The organism is Maribacter sp. LLG6340-A2 (genome assembly GCF_045057105.1).
Taxonomy (GTDB): domain Bacteria; phylum Bacteroidota; class Bacteroidia; order Flavobacteriales; family Flavobacteriaceae; genus Maribacter.
Window position 1 is genome coordinate 1,134,093 of record NZ_CP159332.1, and the last position, 21,431, is coordinate 1,155,523.

Sequence of the window (21,431 nt, forward strand, 5' to 3'; positions counted from 1 at the left end):
TTCGTTTACATGAACTAAAAATCTAAATTTATGTTCGAGAAAATTGAAAACATAGAAGGCGCCTTGGTATACCACGGCAACATGCACAATCGTATTTATTTTACCGATGCCGATAATATTGATTTAAATGTTTTTGTTCCCAAGATCAAGGCCTTAGCAAAACAAAGGAATTATGAAAAGATTCTAGGACGGGCCCAAGAAAGTGCAAAGGGATTGCTACAATCTAACGGTTTTAAGGTTGAAGCTAAAATTCCGGGGCTCTATAATGGCAAAACAGATGGTTATTTTCTTGCGGATTTCGTTAGTGAAAAGCGACACGTTAATGACGAAAAAAGCCTAAAGACCATTGAATCGGTTAAAACAATTGCCTTGGCGGCGAATAAACCGCAGACAGATGCTCATTTTTCCATACCTGCTAATACAACTATTAGAAAATTGGATTCCGATGATTTTCCATTATTGGAAGAATTACACAAAAAGGCGTATAAATATCATCCCAATCAAATAAAGGATGCGGCGTATTTTTCAAGATTACAGCAGCTAAACCATAGCTTCTACGGACTTTTTGAAAATAACGAGCTTCTAGTGTCTACTATTTTGGACATTCATGAAAATGAATCCAATATGGAAATCGTGGATTTTGTTACCCATCCGGACTATCGTGGTCAAAACCTGTCTTATTTTTTGGTTCAGGATATCAAAGAACAAATGAAGGCAACTGGATGCAAGACCGTTTATGCCATGGTAAGGGCTACCTCCTACGGACTTAACATCACCTTTAGTAAACACGGATTTATCTTTGCGGGTACGCTTACCAATAATTGTATGGTACGCAACACTATGGAAAGTATGAATGTCTGGTATTTTAAGAATGAATAGAACAATTATTGTTTCGCTTTCTTTTTAGCATCTTAAATATCAGATGCTTTTTAATTGACCGCTTACCCTAAACTAGTACTGATCTTGAATTTAACTTCTCAAGATCAGTACTTTTTTGTTATTGTCTCACTTTACGACAATAATCCTTTGTTTACATTGATTTTTGTGCTTTATTTGAAAAATGCATTTAAATTTTATGAAATTAATCAATGAAAGGACTGGAAAATAAGAATTTCATACCCCATCTTTCTTTTGATTGTGTAATCTTTGGGTTTAACGGTAAATTGTTAAAGATACTCCTCTTGGAATATCACAATACAGGTTTCTTTGCGCTACCGGGAGGTTTTATAGAAATGGACCAAAGTATAGATGATGCGGCTAAGCAGGGAGTAAAAGACCGTACGGGACTGGATAATGTGTACCTGGAACAGTTTCATGTTTTTGGAGAAGTAAATCGTGCAGACCCAGAACATATGCGTCGAATTCTTAAAGCCAACAACGACCTTACCAAAGAAAATGAATGGATGTTGGATCGCTTTAATACGGTAGGGTATTACGCCTTGATCAATTATGAAGATGTAACCCCTACCCCAGACCAGTTTTCTGACAGTATTGGATGGTATGCCATTGAAGAACTACCAGAGCTTATGATGGACCACAACCATATTGTTGAAAAAGCATTGACCGTTCTTCGTAACAATCTTAGTGAAAAACTGATAGGGATGAATTTACTACCTCCAAAATTTACAATGAAACAATTACAATCGGTTTTTGAGGCTATTCTAGATCAAAAACTAAGAAGAACCACCTTTCAACGTAAAATGCTCTCTATGGATATCCTAGAAAGACACGAGAAACTTTTTCAAGGCAAGGCCCACAAGGCCCCTTATCTCTATAGCTTTAAATAAAAAACAAACATTATACTTAAATCAAACACTTATGAAAACAACTATCTTGAACAACATTTTAAAAGGAATGGCGCTGCTCCTATTCCTTTGCGGAACCATGACCACCTATGCCCAGAAAAAATTTGGCGGACTGGCCCTGTATACCGTTAGGGATGATATGGGCACCAATGCCAAAGCTACCTTACAGGCCGTAGCGGATGCAGGCTATAAAAACATAGAGGCTGCAGGCTATAAGGACGGAAAATACTACGGTATGACCCCTGCAGATTTTAAGGGCTTACTAAAATCCCTGAAATTAAAACCAATCAGTACGCACCAAAGCGCGGTAACACTTGATAATGCAGACCAAATGATGGCAGATGCCAAGGCTGCCGGTTTTAAATATTTTGTGGTACCAATTCCTCCTATGGGCATGTTTACATTTAATCAGGAAAGCAGGACTATGGGCATGACCGGTACCGTCCAGGACCTAGCACAAATTCTATCAACCTTAGGAGAAAAAGCCAACAAGGCCGGTTTAAAATTATTGTACCATAACCATGATTTTGAATTTAAGAAAAATGCAGAAGGTATTGTTCCCATAGATTATTTACTGGAAAATGTGGATCCTAAACTGTTGAACTTTCAAATGGACCTTTATTGGGTTACCAAGGCAGGTGCCAATCCTATTGCTTACTTCCACCAATATCCTGGTCGTTTTAAAATATGGCATGTAAAGGATATGGACGAACAAGGTAGATTTGCCCCTGTAGGCAAAGGAACCATTGGGTTTAAGAATATTCTGGACAATAAGGAACTTTCAGGAATGAAATACTATATGGTAGAACAAGATATGACCTTTGATGGCCTTAAACCCTTAGATGCCATTAAAATTAGCCATGATGGACTAGAGGAAATTGGTTTTAAATAAAATTCAACCTTAAAAGGGATAAGAAATGAAACCTCAATCTTATAAATTATTAATGCTTGTGTTATGTATGGTTACGTACATGGCATCGGCTCAGGATATTGTTATTACTGGTTCCAAGCTTCCGGTAATTGAAACTGAAAACGGACCCGTACGTGGGTATATACATGATGACATGCATATTTACAAAGGTATTCCCTACGCTCAAGCCAAACGCTTTGAGGCTGCAACAAACCCTACAAAGTGGGATGCCGTAAGGAGTACCACCATGTACGGACCTGTTGCTCCATTGATAAACCCAACAACAACAATCCAAGATGAATCGGAATTTGTATTCGATCATGACTGGGGGTTTCCAAATGAAGATTGCTTGAGTTTGAACGTTTGGTCTCCAAATGTATCGGACGGTAAAGTAAGACCGGTTCTATTCTGGATCCATGGGGGTGGCTTTACCTCTGGATCCAGCCATGAACTTCCATCCTATAATGGTGAAAATTTGGCTAAGAACGGGGATGTAGTGGTCGTTTCCATAAACCACCGCTTAAATGTCCTTGGCTTTTTAGATTTATCGGCCTACGGTGAAAAGTACGCACAATCTGCCAACAATAGCATTATGGATATGGTAAAGGCATTGGAGTGGGTCAAGAACAATATTTCCAATTTTGGCGGTGACCCTAATAATGTTACCATCTTTGGACAATCGGGCGGGGGCGCAAAAGTTACTACGCTTATGGCAATGCCCAAGGCCAAAGGTCTTTTCCACAAAGCCATTAACCAAAGTGGTTCCTTTAGGACCGCAATGTTGGAAAAGGAGGATACGCAGGCAATAGCAAAGGAAACGTTGAACATTTTAGGATTAAATGCCAATACCGTAGACAGTATTCAAAATATTCCATTTGAAACTTTGGCAGAAGCAGGTACTAAAGCATTAAAGGTGGTTGCCGAAAAAATGAAAGCTGCAGGTAAACCGGTTATTGGTTTTGGATTAAATTGGGGCCCTAGCAAAGATGGTAATGTTCTACCCTATCAATTGGGTACCAAGGAAGCGTTGGCCGTTTCAAAGGATATTCCGTTCATGATCGGTACCGCAAAAAATGAATTTGCGCCTTTTGCCAATATGCGCTTTGTGGGAGCATCGGAAGAAACCATCATGAAACATATCAAGGACACCTACAAGGATAAGGCAGATGACTATATTAAGGCCGTAAAAAAAGCCTATCCAAATGATACCGACCCCAAGGACTTGATAGATGTGGATACCATGTTTAGACCAGGGGCCGTCATGGAGGCGAACGATAAGGCCGGTCTTAACAGTGCCCCGGTCTATATGTACCTATTTACATGGCAATCCCCGGTTTTTGATGGAAAATATAAGGCCCTGCACTGTATGGAGCTTCCTTTTGTATTTGACAATATTGACCTTGCCAATCATATGACCGGTGGTGGTAAGGAAGCACATGAGCTCGCCAATAAAATGAGTAAGGCCTGGATAAATTTTGCCAGAACGGGCAATCCCAACCATGACGCACTTCCTGAATGGCCCGCCTATACTAGCAAAAACACGGCAACTATGCATTTTGATAGTACCTGTGAAGTAAAACCACAGTTAGATAAAGAGCTTTTTGAAATCGTAAGCACAAACTAAAAAATGACAATATGAAAAATAGTATTAATCTAAAAATCATGACCTCCCTGCTAATGGGTGTAATCCTAACCGGGTGTGGTGAAAAATATACTACCGAGGTCAAAGAAAATATTATCATTGTCTCTAATGAAGATGGTGCCACATTAGGATATTCCAACACATCTGGGGTAACCATTTTAACGAAGGACAGGTATGCCTTTAAGGATTTGAACAAAAATGGAGCTCTTGACGATTATGAGGACTGGCGCTTGCCAGTAGCCGAGCGCGCAAAAGATTTGGCAGGGAAAATGAGTCTTGAAGATATCGCGGGATTAATGCTGTACAGTTCACACCAATCCCTTCCTGGTAGAAGCCGTGGATTTGGTTCTTCTACATATAAAGGTAAACCATTTCCAGAAAGTGGTGCCAATGCCAGTGACCTTTCTGACGAACAAAAGAAATTTTTAAAGGATGATCATTTACGGCATGTATTGATCACCTCGGTAGAGAGTCCCGCAGTGGCGGCGCAATGGAACAATAACGCACAAGCCTTTGCCGAAGGATTATATTTAGGCATTCCGGTGAATACCAGCTCTGATCCAAGACACGGTAGTGATTCCTATGCGGAATTTAATGCCGGCGCCGGTGGGGATATTTCCATGTGGCCCGGTACTCTGGGAATAGCGGCTACCTTTGATCCTGAACTAATGAAACAATTTGGCGAAATTGGCTCTACCGAATATAGGGCACTTGGTATTGCCACGGCCTTATCGCCACAAATAGACCTAGCCACAGAACCGCGTTGGAGCCGCTTTGATGGCACCATGGGCGAAGACCCGGATTTGGCTACGGACCTTGCCCGTGCCTATGTAGATGGTTTTCAGTCTACCAATGGTGGTGATTGGGGCATGCATAGTGTGAATGCCATGGTAAAACACTGGCCTGGTGGCGGACCCGAAGAAGGCGGCCGTGATGGACATTTTGGCTACGGCGCATATGCAGTTTACCCTGGCAAAAATATTTCGGACCACATGAAACCATTTACCGAAGGTGCTTTTAAACTAGATGGCCCTACTAAAATGGCGGCTGCCGTTATGCCGTACTATACCATTTCTGATGGCGAAGGAGAAAAGGTAGCCAATGGGTATAATAAATATTTAATCACCGATGTTCTAAGAGGTAAATACGGCTATGAAGGTGTATTGTGTACCGATTGGGGCATTACAAGAGATATGACTTCTGTATCTAAATTTGAAGGCAAACCTTTTGGTGTAGAGAATTTAACCGTTGCTGAACGCCATTACAAGGCTATCGCAGCAGGAATGGATCAGTTTGGAGGCAATAATGATATGGGACCTGTTTTAGAGGCTTATAAATTAGGGGTTGCTGAACTAGGTGAAACGGCAATGCGTGCCCGTTTTGAAGAGTCCGCAGTTCGTTTATTGACCAATATATTTAGAGTGGGACTTTTTGAAAATCCGTATTTAGATGTAGCGGAAACCACTAAAATTGTAGGTAATAGCGAGTATATGAAAGCAGGGTACGATGCACAATTAAAGTCCATCGTAATGCTTAAAAACCACAACAAGACGTTACCGCTTAAGGAAAAAATGAAGGTATACGTACCACAGCGCTATGTGGCCCCTAGTACAAATTGGTGGGGGATCACCTCAGAGCCAAAAACGGTAGACGCCTTTAATATGGAGGTGGTCGCTAAATATTTTGATGTTGTAAACACTCCGGAAGAAGCGGATTTTGCTTTGGTTGGTATTCATAGTCCAGATGGTGGAGTAGGGTATGATAGCGCCGACTTGGAAAAGGGAGGAAATGGTTATGTACCGATCAATTTACAATATGGCGATTATACCGCAGATACCGCACGGGAGGTCAGTTTGGCCGGTGGTAGTCCGCTGGAGGATTTTACCAACCGTTCGTACAAAGGAAAATCGGTCACTACCATCAATACTACGGATATGGATCTAGTGAACGATACCAAGGCTAAAATGGGCGATAAACCTGTTATTGTATCGGTCAAGGTATCAAAACCAATGGTTTTCGCTGAAATTGAGCCCAATGCTTCTTCCATTTTGGTGCATATGGGCGTGCAGGACCAAGCATTAATGGAAATCATTACAGGTGCCGCGGAACCCTCTGCCCTACTGCCTTTTCAAATGCCTGCGGACATGTTGACCGTAGAGGCACAATTTGAAGATGTACCAAGGGATATGAAACCATATACCGATGCAGATGGCAATACATATGATTTTGCCTATGGATTAAATTGGAACGGCATAATTAACGATGCAAGAGTAAAGAAATATAAATAAATCGCTCAACTTGCAACCTGAAGCCTCGGTAGATATTTTTTACCGGGGCTTTTTTATTTTGGTTACGCCCTATCCTATTTTTAACTGCCCTTACCATATGAATAATTAATCGCTATTCATTCATTTATCGACCTATTGTAAAGTTCCATACACCGCTAATGAAATCATTATGAATTTTAATAACAGATTTTCTAGGTGATATTAGTATCTTGTCCTAGAACAGCCAGCGTATTCCCTCTTCCGCTTTTATGGACAGTTTTGTATTAAAAAGCAAGAACTTCAATAGCGCTATTATAGTATAATTATTATCCGCCTTAGGCACCATAATACATCCTAACAATCAAAAACTCCTTTTCTATGGGCACATTACACCATCTAAAAACACCACAACTCATTTTACTGGCCATCATTTCCCTCTTATCCTTTACAAGTTGTCTTGCTCAAGGTTTTGAAGGGTATTACCGGAATCCAGCATTACATGAAAACACAATTATTTTCGCCGCGGAAGGAGACCTTTGGAAAGTAGGTTTAAACGGTGGACTGGCCCAACGACTTACCACACATCCTGAAGAGGAAAATTTCCCAACCATTTCCCCAGATGGTAAAACCATAGCTTTTTCTGCCAGTTATGAAGGGCCAATAGAGGTCTACACCATGCCCATGGAAGGTGGCCTACCAATTCGATGGACCTATGAAAGAGATGCTTCTTACACCAATACTTGGACCCCAAATGGAGAAGTGGTCTACCATACCCGTGCCTATTCCAAAGTCCCTGACAACCAATTGGTTTCCATACATCCTAAGACCAAACAAAAGAAAAGAATTCCTTTGGCACAAGCTAGTGAGGCCACGTATGACGCAAGTGGTAAAACGGTCTATTTTGTAAGGCCAGCTTACCATAGAAATGTAACCAAAAGGTATAAGGGCGGCACTGCCAGACAACTTTATAAATTTACCGAAGGCTCAAAAGAGGCCGTAAAATTGACTACAACGTATCTGGGCGAAAGTCACCACCCCATGTGGTATAACGGCAGAGTGTATTTTATTTCCGATAGGGACGGTATGATGAATATTTGGTCCATGACAGAAAATGGCGATGACCTACAACAGCATACCAATCATAAGGATTTTGATGTACGTGCAGCCAGTATCTCTAACGGAAACCTTGTCTACCAAATGGCCGCGGATCTTTGGCATTATAATATTGAAAATAAGACATCCAAAAAAATAAACATAAAATTGGTATCCGATCTAGACCAGTTACGCCAAAAGTGGGATGACAACCCTGCTCAATATATTACGGCCGTTCACCCAAATCCAGAAGGAGAACGTATTGTTATTACCGCTAGGGGCAGAGTATTTGTAGCGCCCGTAAAATCCGGCAGGTTCGTTTCCTTTACGGAACAAAAGGGTGTTCGGTATCGCGATGCCGTATTTTCCCATGATGGATCTAGCGTCTATGCCTTATCGGACAAATCGGGTGAATTTGAGTTTGTAAGCATGCCCGCTAATGGACAGGGAGAAGAAAAAACGATAACCGGTGATGGCAGTATTCTACGTTTTGGGGGACTTCCTTCCACGGATGGTAAATATTTGGCCTATAATGACCTGGAAAACAATTTATATGTGCTTAATATATCTAACGGAACCAGCACCAAAATCTCCACCAATCAAGAGGGCATTGGAGGCTTTGCATGGTCACCGGACAATTCCTGGTTGGCATTTGTTCAATATGCCAAGAATACCATGGCACAAATAAAAATATACAATGTTAAGACAGGGGAACAATTTAACCTTACTACGGATAGGGCCAACAGTTTTAATCCAAAATGGAGCCCAGATGGGAAATTTATATATTTTCTATCGGATAGAAGTTTTACCTCTTTAGTGGGCAGTCCTTGGGGACCCAGACAACCGGAACCCTATTTTGACGCTAGCGAAAAAATATATCATGTAGCCTTAAAAAAAGGAATCCGTTCCCCGTTCAGGGAAGATGATGAACTTGTAGAAGAGGAGCCAAAAGAAGAACCGGCCAGCAAATACAACAAAAAGAAAAAGGAAAAAAATGCGGATGAGCCTACCAAAATTACTGTGCAAATAGACCGTGAGGGTATCATGGAGAGAATGATGGAAGTACCCGTGTCTCCCGGTAATTATACTTCCCTTGAGGTTACCGACAAAGCGTTGTACCTCATGGCCAAAGAAACCGGGGTAAAGGCAAAAAGCCACTTATCCTTTATAAATATTGGCAATGAAGACATTAAAATAAAAACCATGGCGAAGGACATTAATGGGTTTGAGCTTACCGCTAATGGAAAAAAATTACTGCTTACCAAAGGAAAAAAATTATATATGATAGATGCCGGTACGGCAGAAGTGAACGACCTTTCAAAAAGCCAAATAAATTTGAGTAACTGGAAATTCCCTATTGTACCCAAGGAAGACTGGAAACAAATCTTTACCGATGCATGGCGTATGGAACGCGATTATTTTTATGATAAGAATATGCATGGTGTTGATTGGGACGCCATGCATGCCAAATACCTACCGCTGGTAGATCGGGTGACTACGCGTAATGAACTATCTGACCTTATAGGTAGGTTTGTAGGCGAACTTTCTGCGCTACATACCAGTGTTAGGGGCGGTGACGAAAGAACCGATGACAACAAAATAGGCGTAGCCAGTTTAGGGGCCGAATTCAGTAGGAGCGAAACACAAAAAGGTTTCGTTATCACCTATATCTATAAAGCGGATCCAGATTATCCCGATGAAAAATCGCCATTGGACGATCCTTATCTAGACGTACGAGTTGGGGACGTTATTACCCATGTTAACGGAAAAGAGGCACTTACCACATTGGATATGGGCGAACTGATAAGGAACCAGGCCGGTAAACAGGTACGGTTGACCCTTTTACGTAATACCATTGCTAGAGACATCATTGTAAAACCTATCAATAACGCCTATAATCTACGCTATAGAGATTGGGAATATCGCAATAGGTTAAAGGTAGAGGAAAAAGGAAATCAAGAAATTGGCTACCTTCATCTACGGGCCATGGGCAGCAATGATATTAGTCAGTTTTACAGGGAGTTTTACCCCGTCTTTAATAAGGCTGGATTGATCGTGGACGTGCGGTATAATTTTGGAGGCAATATTGACAGTTTTGTGCTTGAAAAATTGCTGCGAAAAGCATGGATGTATTGGAAAGGCAGAGCTGGCGAACCATTCTGGAACATGCCCTATGCCTTTAGGGGGCACATTGTAGTACTGGTAAACGAAAATACTTATTCTGACGGAGAGGCCTTTGCAGATGGCTTTAAGAAGTTGGGGCTTGGCACCACTATTGGTACCCGTACCTGGGGCGGCGAAATTTGGTTGGACAGCAGTAACCGTTTGAGTGATAACGGACTGGCCAGGGCGCCAATGCTGGGGGTTTATAGTGAAAATGGCGAGTGGATCATAGAAGGCCACGGCTTTGAACCTGATATTGTAGTGGACAACTTACCCCATGCTACATTTAACGGGGAAGATGCCCAATTAGATGCCGCCATTGAACTTCTTAAAAAACAGATAAAAGAAGACCCAAGGGAAGTCCCTGCACCACCGGCCTACCCGGACAAATCTTTTGACAATAACCGTAATTAATACAAATAGGTTAGCGGATAATTAAAAACGATAGGAACTTCAAGTAGATATGAAGTTCCTATCTAAAGTAAGACATCCTCATTTTTAAAATAAATTTCTGTTTGTTGCTGAATTTCAGCAACAAACAATATTATACCGCAAACTTCTGTATCTTGCAATAGACTAGTAAAGTACACTCCCCTAACACTTTAGCATGCTATTTTCATGAAAGAATACCTCGTATCCTATTCTTTTACAAGACCATTTTAACCATTCAATCAAAAAAAGCAAATTATGAAATCACTACATCACAGTTACAACTACGCTATTCTTTTCTGCCTATCTATCTTGCTTTGTACTAGCACTATGACATTTGGGCAAACAAAAGCTAAAAAGATAGATGCACTTCTAAATCAATATAAATCTTATGGGGAATTCAATGGCTCTGCTCTAGTTGCCACAGATGGTGAGGTCATTATTAAAAAAGGTTACGGTATGGCAAATATGGAATGGGACATTCCCAACAGCCCCAATACCAAACATAGGCTAGGTTCAATAACCAAGCAATTTACCGCCATGCTTATTCTACAATTGGCTGCCGAAGGAAAACTAGACCTACAGGCACCTATAACCACCTACTTGCCCAATTATCCAAAAAAAAACGGAGACAAAATTACCACCCACCATTTATTGACCCATACCTCTGGAATACCAAACTATACCGCCTTCCCTAAGTTTTTTGAAGAAGAAAGTCGTAATCCTTACACTACGGAAGAGTTTACAAAAAAGTTTCAGGATATGGAACTTCAGTTTTCTCCTGGCGAAAACTTTAATTACAGTAATTCCGGATACTTTTTATTGGGCGTGCTAATAGAAAAACTATCCGGCAAAACGTATGAAGAAATGCTAAATGAGAAGATATTTTCTCCGGTAGGAATGAAAGACTCCGGGTTTGACCATCATTCCAATATCTTAAAAAATAGAGCTACAGGCTATGAGAAAAACGGTAACGCATTTGTAAATTCCCCTTACTTGGATATGTCCATACCCTATGCGGCAGGATCGTTATATGCAACCGTAGAAGATTTGTACCTGTGGGACCAGGCCTTATATACCAACAAATTACTGCCCCAAAAATACATGGAGATGTATTTTAAACCTTACATACCTGCATTTGGTAGTTTTCACTATGCTTATGGGTGGATGGTAGGCAATGAAGCCTTAGGCAATACAACCGATAGTATCGCTGTAATTGCCCATGGCGGCGGTATTAACGGATTCAATACACAGATTTACAGGTCAGTTTCAGACCAATCATTGGTCGTGCTTTTAAATAATACCGGCGGAGCTCCACTAGGTCAAATAACACGATCTATTCTTGGTATTATAAACGATAAAAGTTACGACGACCCTAAAGCTCCCTTAGCTTCTAAACTATTAGAAATTATAGCAACGAAAGGTATTGATGCCGGGGTAACATTTTTCAAAAAGAATAAAGACAATGAAGATTATAATGTCAATGAAAATGATATGAACCAAGCTGGTTATCAACTATTAATGACCGACAAAATACAAGAGGCTATTCAAGTTTTTAAACTGAATATGGAGTCCTACCCAAAGTCGGCCAATGTCTATGACAGCTATGCCGAAGCTTTAATGAAATCTGGCGATAACGAAGGTGCTATACAGAACTACAAAAAGTCGGTAGAGATGAATCCCGCAAATATAAATGCGATAGAAATTTTGAAAAAACATGGTGTAGATACCAGTAGTCTCACCAAAGAGTTTAACGTTCCAGACGCACTTTTAGAAAGTTATTTAGGCGTATACGAATTAATGCCTACATTTAAAATTACGATAACTAAAGAAGGTAAGCAACTAAAAGCCCAAGCAACGGGGCAACCCATGTTCAATATTTTTGCAAAATCAAAAGACACCTTTTACTTAAAAGAAGTGGAAGCCCAACTCACCTTTAACAAAGGAGAAAACGGTGAAATTGAAAGTTTAACCCTATTTCAAAACGGTCAGGAAATGGAAGGGAAAAAAGTGGAGTAAGGTGAGATTGTTTCGTTTTAGAACGTAGGCGCCTTATCATCAATATAAGAAGCCCGAAAATCTTGCCCCAACCCTAAAGGGTGGATTTTCTACAATAGAGGAATGAAAAAAAATAAAACAAATATATCTGGAATGCATCATGGAGCAACACCTACGGTATTTAGAAATGCCGCAAAACTGAGAGCTTCTATGACTGAAACAGAATGTATTCTATGGAATTATCTTAAAACCAAACCACAAGGTTTCAAGTTTAGAAGGCAACACCCTATTGCATGTTATGTTCTAGATTTCTATTGTCATAAATTAAAGTTATCCATTGAAATTGATGGTGGTTACCATTTAAAACCAGAACAAATAGAAAAAGATAAAGAAAGAACAATGTATCTAAAAGATATTGGTATTTCAGAAATAAGATTTACAAATAATCAAGTAACGAATGAATTTGACACACTAATTGACCACATTAACTCAATATTGCGCGCGGGCACCCTTTAGGGTCGGGGCGAGCGCCGGCATTCTAAAAACGCAACCCAAAAGCAACCAACAAACTCACAAACAAAACGAAAACCTCCCCTCTCGGGAGGGGATTAAGGGGTGGGTAAATTCTAAACGCCGTTCTCACATATTCTAAAAATACTTCTCAAAATCAAATAGCTCACTTAAAAGATGCAGCAATACTTACCAAGACTTCGTTCGCTAGTGTAAGACTGTCTCCGCCAATACCAAAATCTTGTCTATTAATTTCAAAATCCGCTGATATAAGTATTCTATTTAAGTCACGCTCCATAGTTAATGGAATATGTATTTCCTGTTCTACATTTTTTATAATCAATTTAAACACCGTATCTAAAGACTTTCCGTTTTGGGCTTCACAGTAAAGCAATTCCAACGAGATTTCTGGATACTGTTCTATATCGAAATAATCATCATTTATGAGGTGTTCATCCCTAAGGGAAATACCTGTGTGTATAGAAGCTACTTTTAACTTTCCGTTCAGTTTTTTGATTCTGCATTTCGATTGTTGTAATTCCATTTCCGCCTTTACATCATCAAAATATCCGTTTACCCAAAATCCTGCATTCTTAACCTTAAAATTTACAGTGGCTTCTTCCAGCACCAGTTTTTGTGCAATAACGGAACCACTACATAGAACAATAAATATCAATGTAAAATAGCTGCTTTTCATAGACTGTTGACGTAGGCAATTAATGCTTGTTTATTTTCGGAAGAAAGTTCTAACCCAAATGGATGGCCTTCAACTTTTTGACTTGTATTATAGGTTGCGTTATACCCTGTGCGTTCAAAATCATCCTGTAAACGCTCTTTGCTCAGCAGTTCTTCTAAACTGGTAATACTACCATCATGTAGCAAGGCCTGCCTATTCCAAACACCAATTAAAGATGGCACCTTGTAAAACCCTGTTCCACGCCTGGTACTCATTGCCAATTGCGGATCGGTACCTACAGATATATCAAAAATATCAAGCCTGTTTTTATATGATTTAGGAAACGTAAAACCATCTACCGGCAATAACATATTATTGGAAAAATATGGTGGAGCGTGGCAAGTAACACAACCTTCTTCAGCAAAAATACGCTGCCCTTTGTTCACTAGTTCTTCGGGTTGTGAAATAGGGTTTTTGGGTGCGTTTAAACTATAAATATATTTGGCAAGGGCATACAACTGTGCGTCGGAGTATCGCCTACCCGCCTGCATCGGATTTTCTTGCTCATTGGGCCAAGGGCGCAGCATGTTGTATTTATTGTACTTGCTCATAAAATCGGTTTCTTCGTTAAATGTGGCATACAACATTAGATCTTCGATCGATCTATGGCGCATGAGCCCCGTATGATCCAAGTACTTCCTATCCTGTAAATTATATAGATCTGGTATACTGGCCGGTGTTCCAATATTTGTACCATGCCTATGTACTACACCGCTAGAGGCTCTATCAATATTCTCTATAAAATCTTCGGGAGACATATCCATTAATCGTTGCTGTGCCACAGATTTGATCCACGGTGCTCCAAATAGAAACATTTTATCTCCTAAGAGTCCCTGCATAATTTGTTCTTGAGGAACATTATGACTTCGAGCATTATCTAATAAACCTCTTAAATCTTCCGCAAAATCGGGATCGAAAGGAAAATTGCCTTGTGCGCCTTTAATTATAGAACTATCGGGCATTACTTTAGTATGGCACATAACGCAAGAACGCCCTGTTATTAGTAACACCCCTTTTTCCGGAACTACCAATTTATAAAATGGAATAATACCGTCTTTACCAACCGGTAACTTTTCTTTATCGTGCAATAAAGTCAACCTTGTTAGAAAAGCGGAGTCTAAAGGGCGTAGCGATAAGCTATAATCAAAAACCAATTCTCCCGCTTTTACCCAATCTTCATTAGAGGTCAATTCATCTTCATTGAATACTACTTCTGGCTCTAATTGTGATAAGCTCTCATAATATCCCTCAGGTTCTCTTCCTGGTAGATATACATGGTAAGATTTATATATTTCTTGGGTTGCCAGTTTTTCATACTGATCTTCTGGCACGTAGTTTATTCTGATTGTACTATCTGCCAACGGCACATACACTCCTTCAAGATATTTTTTAATGTAAGGTTTTGGAATATCGATAGTAACGGTCATAAAACCAAACAAGGTTGTTAGTGCTATACAAGTCAGCAGCACTCGATATAATGTTCTCATAATGTGATGGTTGAACTATTAATTTACGATTCATAGTAAAATTTTTAAATCAAAATTTCATGTATCGTTCAGAAAACATTGCAAATGGTAGAAAAAGCCAATTTTTCGGTAAAGTAATTTGTTCAAGAATCTGGTGAAGAAGGTTTCATTACACACGCTAACTCAAAAGAACCCACCCCTAGCCCCTCCGAGGAGGGGAATAGTTTCTGACCACTATTAGACCTTTTAAATAAAACAGACGAAATAACTCTTTTAAAAACGCAGCTCCCCAACCACCAACAAATCCACAAACAAAAACGGAACTCTCCCCTCTTGGGAGAGGACCAAAGGGGTGGGTACTACGGGTGATGAAGATTGTATTCAAAATTCTAACTCAAATGGACCCACCCCTAGCCCCTCCGAGGAGGGGAATAGATTCTGACTTAGATAAACTTTTTAGATAAAGCATTCGCGGTGATATTTAAAAACCCAATCTCTCAAACAAACCAACAAAACCGCAATCAAAAACGAAAACCTCCCCTCTTGGGAGGGGATTGAGGGGTGGGTGCTACGGTGTACTGGTTTTAACTACAAACGTAGCTCGTTATATTCTCTTTACACCCATTATATTTTTCTGCCAGTTTTACGGAAACCCGTAAGCAAATGAACTTTAAGCTTCTTTAATTTGTTAGCAGTAATAAAAATAAAAAATATGAAGTATAAAGTAGTACCCTTTGTAGCAGCTATAGAATTCAAAAATGGCACATCTAACCACGTAGCACAACAATTAGAAGCTTTAATAAACAAATACGCATTAGAAGGTTGGAACTATATAAGACTTGAGGGAGTCTCTACATATGTAGGTCCTGATAATGGATGTTTTGGTTTTGGCGGAAAACCCGGTTATTCAACAACAAAACAAATGGTCGTTTTTAGTAAATAGATGAAATATCTACTCATATTAATAATTAAAACTTACTGGATAATCATACCAAAAAATAAGCGTAGAAAATGTATTTTCAATAAATCTTGCTCGAATCATGTTTATGATGAAACTATAGCACATGGTCTAGTCATCGGATTAAAGGAATTGAATTTTAGAATTAAAAATTGTCAACCTATAATTGATATTTTTAGAGATGATACAACTGGAAAAAGGAAAATGATTTTAAGAACCGGAATTATAGTCGACGAACATGATATTACTGAAAGATTAAAATAATTGCTTATCTGAATAAACCGACAACTACTGCCTTAACAAACGGAAACCCGTAAATAAACTTTTGAACATTCTTTTAAATTGAATACTAACTTTTATAATAAAAATCAACTATGATTACATTAGCAATAGGAGCACCACAAGTAATATTAATTCTTCTAGTTCCAGTAGCAGTTTTTTTTCTTGGTTATACTATGGGGAAAAAAGCTGGGTATATAAAACGAGTTAAAGAATCTGAAAACCAAAAAATTGAATAAAACCACCTAACGAAAATCTCCCCTCTCGGGAGGGGATTAAGGGGTGGGTGCTACGGTGTACTAATTCTCAACTACAAAACTACCCCACACCATGGTTACCAACCTTATTATTTTTTTAACTGTTTTACGGAAACCTGTAAGAGAATACGCCAAACACTCTATATATTGTGATATAAGTTCAATTTGATATTAACATCTTACTGGACGAATAAACAATTATTAAATCCAAAAACAGACAATTATGGCTAAATCAAGCGGAATGAAAAATGCACCAAGTACAACCGGAAATAAATCTGGAGGTGGAAGAAGTAACGCACCAAGTAAATCCAGTGGAAATTCTAAAGGTTCTTCTTCTACATCGAAAGGTAACTCAAAAGGAAAATAATTAAATATGCACGATAAGTTTTACTTGTCGTGCATTTAAACAGCAACAAACAAACCCGCAAACAAAAACGAAAACCTCCCCTCTTGGGAGGGGATTAAGGGGTGGGTGCTACGGTGTACTAATCCTCAACCACACAACAACCCCACACCATGGTTACCAACCCATTAATTTTTCTGATAGTATTACGGAAAACCGTATGAAAATATACCGTAACTTATTTATATTGCAGTACCAAGTAAAGTATACTCCCCTACCGCTTTCGCAGAAAACTTTTATAAAATGGCTAAAATCGCTAGTGTCTATATTCTTTTATATTATTTAATATAAACACTAGTTTCTTTATACAATTGTTGTAAGTAAGTAAATTAAAAAAGACCTATGGGGAAATGTCTATATTGCCAAAAAAGTGCTGGAATTTTTAAAAAACTTCATAAAGAATGTGAAGAAAAGTATCTTAATGGCAGGGAACTAATTAAAATAAAAAGTAATTCCTTTTTTGATAAATCAGAAGTTGTAGAAATTGTAGAATTAGAAAATATTGCTGATAATTCATTCATTCCATATAACGAGTTCGAAGAAATTATGGAAAACACGTTTACTGACAATTTACTTAATTTTCTTGATGATGGAACTCTAGATGATAAAGAAGAGGATGTTTTAGGCGAGTATATGGAACATTTTAAACTTACTCAAGAACAACTTAATAAGAATGATAGTTTGGGCAAAATGGTTAGAGCCTCTATTTTAAGAAAATTGCTGAATGGAGAGCCGAGTTCAAACAGATTAAATATAGACGGAAATCTTCCCTTTAAATTTCAAAAAAGCGAAGAATTAATATGGCTATTCCAAAATGTAGAATTATACGAACAAAGAATTAAAACAACATATGAAGGAAGTTCAAACGGAATAAGTCTTCGAATAGCAAAAGGAGTGTATTATAGAACTAGTAGTTTTAGAGGTCATCCAGTTAAAACGACTAATATAGTTCCAATTGCATCTGGAATGGTGGCATTGACAAACAAACATATTTATTTTTCAAGTGGAATAAAAAACTTTAGAATTAACTATGTCAAAATAATAACATTGGAACCTTACTCAGACGGAATTGGAATTACTAAAGATGGAGTAACAGCCAAACCGCAAGTTTTTAAAAATGTGGATGGTTGGTTTTGTTATAATTTTATTAAAAATATATCGGAATAAAAACTACTTACAACACCGTGTACAATTGATAACTAGTCCTCGCCTACTTACAAAAATGAATAAATCAACAAGAGTTTTACTTCTAATCCTAATAGTGTTTAGTTGTAAAAAAAATGTTGAACGGACTAACATTGCGAATGAATTACGAGGGAACACTTTTGACATGTACTCTATTGAAGAAAAAGATACGCTCACAATAGCATTTAAAGATTCGACATACACAGTATTTGAATATAACGACAGAGAATTACCATGGAGAATTGCAACTTTTGACAATAACGACATTTTAGTATTTGACAATCGATTAATTGCTATTAAACAAACAGATGATAATAGTTTTGAAGGGCTTTTCATTTCTGAAAAAGACTATGAAATAAAAATTGAAAAAAGAAGAGCGAAATGGAGCAGAGAACTTCTAAATGGAATATGGATAGAAGAGCAGCATCATGCATTATTCTTTAACGATAGTACTGAAAAACCGCCTCTTCCACCTGCGCCTCCAGGAGTATCTATAGAGAATTTTCAATATCCACCACTTTATGAAATTGATGAAGACACTATTTTAACCAATTATTTTTATCAAGAATCAAAATCAAAAATTGACGTAAACAATACGGCAGAATTTATTAGGATGAACTTACGTAGTGAGTTTAATAAAGTTGAGAAACAGTGGAAAGTTAAGAAGCTAACTGATAGTATAATGATTATAGACAGGACTTTAGAAAGGGAAAACGAAAAATTTAATTTTATAAAATCAAAAGAGAAAAATATAAAATTGATTAAAATCATTAGATAATAATAATAATATCAATGAAAAAATAATTATACTCTGAAACAAATTACAATAACCAAGAAATCAAAGAAAATAAATTGAGAAAAAAACAATTGATCAATGCCGCATTGATCGGCTTTCTAGCCTCCATTTTTGTCATTGGCACGGTGGCTTCCATTTATAAGAAAAATGCCTTGGGTATGCTACCCATGTTAATTCCACTTTTTTTAATTTATAAAATAGTGCGTAGTTCCAAAAGGCAAAAAAACGAGTAAAACTATCGTAAGCTATCCATCCCTATGAAAACAACAATTATACTACTCTCCTTTATTCTATTTACTACAACTCCACTTCTTGCCCAGCAAAATGCATTTTTGGAAGATTCCATTGAACGCCTAGAGAACTCCCGCAAGTATATACTGCTCGTGGCAGATATGATGCCCGAAGAAAAATACGATTATAAAGTCACACCAGAATCTTTGAGTTTCGCAGAAAATTTAATGCATATTGGCTTTGCTCTAGATTGGCATAGCCAGTCGCTCTTAGGGGGTCGTGAAGCTCGCGTGTACCAAACCGATACCGTTTTTAAACCCGCCCATAAAACCAAAGCGGAAATGATGGTGCGTATAGACCAAACCTTTACAGAGGCCATTACCCTTTTACAAGATTTTGACCCTAAAGCCTTAGATGATCATTTAGATTATTTTGGACTGGACCGTTCAAAAAGGCAAATATGTATGCTGTTGGCAGACCACATTACCCACCACAGGGCACAGATGCTCGTCTCCATGCGCCTAAACGGCCTGGTGCCGCCTAGATACGTGCTATACCAATAGCAAGGCTACTCTTGCTTTTTCTTATCGCCGTTCATCAGCATAAGAACAATACCTACAAGGGTAATACATACGGCCGCAAAAATAACGATCATGATTACGCCATTGCTCCAATTTACCAGGGGTAGTTGTGCTAACCTCATAACTTCTACTTTTAAGGATTTAAAAATACGTATGGCCGCCCACCTAGGATATGACGATTGTCAGGAATTGGTACTATTTTGGGCATTGTGCAGGCTCATTACATTTGAGTACCGCTAAACGTTGTAAGCTTACCAAGGGTTCTGTATTTTTATGGTTGAATTTGGTAGTTTATAAATGATGGTAGATAAAATTAAGTGTCCCAATTGTGCGCATGAGTTTGATGTGGAAGAAGCCTTGTCCGGCAAAATGCAGGCTCATTTTAAGGCGGAATACGAACGTAAAGTGGCGGAACAGGCAGAGAAGTTCAATAAAGAACGTAAAAAGCTTGAGCTTGAGGTAGAAGAGTTCGAGAAAAAGAAAGAAAAAGAGAACGAGCTTTTTAAGGCAAAGCTAGAGCAACGACTTGCCAAAGAGTCGGAGAAAATACAGAAGCAGACCAACGAATCTTTTGAGCAACAGCTACGTGCATTGCAACAAGAGAACGAGAAAAAAAAAGAGGAGAACAGGGCGCTACGTGCACAAGAAATTGACCTTTTAAAGCGTGAGAACGAACTCAAGGAAAAAGCCGAAGAGCTTAAAATGAACGTGCAGAAAGAATTGTTGGAGAAACAATCGGTCATCGAAGAAAAAGCCAAGGCGAAAGAGCGCGAAGCCATGGCGCTTAAAGAAAAAGAATACCAAAAGCAGCTAGACGACCAAAAAAAGCTTATTGATGAGATGAAGCGGAAGGCAGAGCAAGGTTCTATGCAAATGCAGGGTGAAATTCAAGAACTGGCATTAGAAGAATTACTGCGCAACACCTACCCCTTCGATACTATTGAGGAAGTGGGCAAGGGTATTCGTGGGGCGGACTGTATACAAACGGTAGTGAACTCGCTTCAGCAGGCCTGCGGTTCTATCGTATACGAGAGCAAGCGTACCAAAAATTTCAGTAACGACTGGATCAATAAACTAAAGCAGGACCAAATCAATTGCAAGGCTGATATCGCTGTGATTGTCACGGAGACCTTTCCGCCCGATATGGACCGTTTTGGAGAGAAAAACGGTGTTTGGATCTGCGGATTCAATGAAGTAAAAAGTGTATCGCTCGTTTTACGTGAGCTACTCTTAAAAACACAATCCATTAAATCTTCGGATGAAAATAAGGGCGAAAAGATGGAACTGCTGTACTCTTACTTAACCAGTAACGAGTTTGTACAGAACATTAATAGAATTATTGAAAACTATGATTCTATGATCAAGCAATTGAACTACGAAAAGAAAGCCGCTTACAAGAATTTTGCGGTTCGCGAAAAGCAAATATGGGGCGTACAGGAGAATATCAACGTACTTTTTGGCTCCATTAAAGGTATTGCCGGAAACTCCCTTTCTACCTCTACCATCCTAGAATTACCGGATGCGGAGATTGATGATTAGTTAGTTATATAGTGGGTTAGTGAAATAGTGTGATAGTGAACTAGTTTGTTAGAGAAATAGTTTGATAGTGAGTTAGTGCGTTTTCGCTGCACGCTGGTCGCTTTTCGCTGCACGCGCTTCGTTGATTATTGTATTGTTCTTAATATCAATGAACTTCTTTTATGTTGTATTTAGCGCTAGGCGT

The 21,431-nt window shown here is 38.8% G+C and carries 20 protein-coding genes; 17 read left to right on the plus strand and 3 right to left on the minus strand.

The window, feature by feature from the left end; all coding sequences use genetic code 11:
- Positions 1-30: 30 nt before the first annotated feature.
- The 8 genes from ablB to ABVM52_RS04820 all read left to right on the plus strand — a co-directional run bounded on the left by ablB (position 31) and on the right by ABVM52_RS04820 (position 12,822).
- Positions 31-879: a putative beta-lysine N-acetyltransferase gene (ablB, locus tag ABVM52_RS04785; protein WP_405384236.1), complete on the plus strand. Its 849-nt coding sequence runs from the start codon at positions 31-33 to the stop codon at positions 877-879.
- Between the two features lie 209 nt (positions 880-1,088).
- The gene (locus ABVM52_RS04790) at positions 1,089-1,787 is read left to right on the plus strand and encodes an NUDIX hydrolase (RefSeq protein WP_405384238.1); all 699 of its coding nucleotides are present in this window, start codon (positions 1,089-1,091) and stop codon (positions 1,785-1,787) included.
- Positions 1,788-1,818: 31 nt separating this feature from the next.
- On the plus strand, positions 1,819-2,697 hold the full coding sequence (locus ABVM52_RS04795; protein ID WP_405384240.1) for a sugar phosphate isomerase/epimerase family protein: 879 nt from the start codon (positions 1,819-1,821) through the stop codon (positions 2,695-2,697).
- 25 nt (positions 2,698-2,722) lie between these two features.
- Positions 2,723-4,339: a carboxylesterase/lipase family protein gene (locus ABVM52_RS04800; protein ID WP_405384242.1), complete on the plus strand. Its 1,617-nt coding sequence runs from the start codon at positions 2,723-2,725 to the stop codon at positions 4,337-4,339.
- Between the two features lie 53 nt (positions 4,340-4,392).
- A complete protein-coding gene (locus ABVM52_RS04805) occupies positions 4,393-6,645 on the plus strand; it encodes a glycoside hydrolase family 3 N-terminal domain-containing protein (RefSeq protein ID WP_405385099.1) in 2,253 nt (750 codons plus the stop codon).
- Between the two features lie 357 nt (positions 6,646-7,002).
- Positions 7,003-10,293 carry a S41 family peptidase gene (locus tag ABVM52_RS04810; RefSeq protein ID WP_405384244.1) on the plus strand — a complete coding sequence of 1,097 codons (3,291 nt, stop codon included), beginning with the start codon at positions 7,003-7,005 and terminating at the stop codon, positions 10,291-10,293.
- 273 nt (positions 10,294-10,566) lie between these two features.
- Positions 10,567-12,327, plus strand: a complete 1,761-nt coding sequence (locus ABVM52_RS04815) for a serine hydrolase (protein WP_405384246.1) — start codon at positions 10,567-10,569, stop codon at positions 12,325-12,327.
- Between the two features lie 102 nt (positions 12,328-12,429).
- Positions 12,430-12,822: an endonuclease domain-containing protein gene (locus ABVM52_RS04820; protein ID WP_405384248.1), complete on the plus strand. Its 393-nt coding sequence runs from the start codon at positions 12,430-12,432 to the stop codon at positions 12,820-12,822.
- Between the two features lie 160 nt (positions 12,823-12,982).
- Here the strand turns inward: ABVM52_RS04820 and ABVM52_RS04825 are convergent, their stop codons facing one another.
- Together ABVM52_RS04825 and ABVM52_RS04830 are read right to left on the minus strand one after the other, a co-directional pair.
- A complete protein-coding gene (locus tag ABVM52_RS04825; RefSeq protein ID WP_405384250.1) occupies positions 12,983-13,513 on the minus strand; it encodes a YceI family protein in 531 nt (176 codons plus the stop codon).
- Positions 13,510-15,039, minus strand: coding sequence for a hypothetical protein (locus ABVM52_RS04830; RefSeq protein ID WP_405384252.1), 1,530 nt, complete (start codon positions 15,037-15,039; stop codon positions 13,510-13,512). The genes ABVM52_RS04825 and ABVM52_RS04830 overlap by 4 nt, the downstream gene beginning before the upstream one ends.
- A gap of 691 nt (positions 15,040-15,730) precedes the next feature.
- On the opposite strand from ABVM52_RS04830, the gene ABVM52_RS04835 reads away from it, so the two are divergent.
- The 8 genes from ABVM52_RS04835 to ABVM52_RS04870 all read left to right on the plus strand — a co-directional run bounded on the left by ABVM52_RS04835 (position 15,731) and on the right by ABVM52_RS04870 (position 19,690).
- Positions 15,731-15,961, plus strand: coding sequence for a hypothetical protein (locus ABVM52_RS04835; RefSeq protein WP_405384254.1), 231 nt, complete (start codon positions 15,731-15,733; stop codon positions 15,959-15,961).
- Positions 15,962-16,240, plus strand: a complete 279-nt coding sequence (yidD, locus tag ABVM52_RS04840) for a membrane protein insertion efficiency factor YidD (RefSeq protein ID WP_405384256.1) — start codon at positions 15,962-15,964, stop codon at positions 16,238-16,240.
- Positions 16,241-16,350: 110 nt separating this feature from the next.
- Complete coding sequence (locus tag ABVM52_RS04845) at positions 16,351-16,494, plus strand: hypothetical protein (protein WP_276493697.1); 144 nt, start codon at positions 16,351-16,353, stop codon at positions 16,492-16,494.
- A gap of 241 nt (positions 16,495-16,735) precedes the next feature.
- On the plus strand, positions 16,736-16,879 hold the full coding sequence (locus tag ABVM52_RS04850; protein ID WP_405384259.1) for a hypothetical protein: 144 nt from the start codon (positions 16,736-16,738) through the stop codon (positions 16,877-16,879).
- A 378-nt stretch (positions 16,880-17,257) separates the two neighbouring features.
- Complete coding sequence (locus ABVM52_RS04855) at positions 17,258-18,082, plus strand: hypothetical protein (RefSeq protein WP_405384261.1); 825 nt, start codon at positions 17,258-17,260, stop codon at positions 18,080-18,082.
- Positions 18,083-18,245: 163 nt separating this feature from the next.
- The gene (locus ABVM52_RS04860; protein ID WP_405384263.1) at positions 18,246-18,878 is read left to right on the plus strand and encodes a hypothetical protein; all 633 of its coding nucleotides are present in this window, start codon (positions 18,246-18,248) and stop codon (positions 18,876-18,878) included.
- 74 nt (positions 18,879-18,952) lie between these two features.
- Positions 18,953-19,129: a hypothetical protein gene (locus ABVM52_RS04865; RefSeq protein WP_405384265.1), complete on the plus strand. Its 177-nt coding sequence runs from the start codon at positions 18,953-18,955 to the stop codon at positions 19,127-19,129.
- A 24-nt stretch (positions 19,130-19,153) separates the two neighbouring features.
- Positions 19,154-19,690, plus strand: a complete 537-nt coding sequence (locus ABVM52_RS04870; protein WP_405384267.1) for a DinB family protein — start codon at positions 19,154-19,156, stop codon at positions 19,688-19,690.
- A 5-nt stretch (positions 19,691-19,695) separates the two neighbouring features.
- Here the strand turns inward: ABVM52_RS04870 and ABVM52_RS04875 are convergent, their stop codons facing one another.
- Positions 19,696-19,830 (minus strand): hypothetical protein, encoded by a 135-nt coding sequence (locus tag ABVM52_RS04875; protein ID WP_405384269.1) that lies wholly within the window; start codon positions 19,828-19,830, stop codon positions 19,696-19,698.
- 175 nt (positions 19,831-20,005) lie between these two features.
- Between ABVM52_RS04875 and ABVM52_RS04880 the strand changes: the two genes are divergently transcribed.
- Positions 20,006-21,247, plus strand: a complete 1,242-nt coding sequence (locus ABVM52_RS04880) for a DUF2130 domain-containing protein (RefSeq protein ID WP_405384271.1) — start codon at positions 20,006-20,008, stop codon at positions 21,245-21,247.
- The last annotated feature ends 184 nt before the right edge of the window (positions 21,248-21,431 follow it).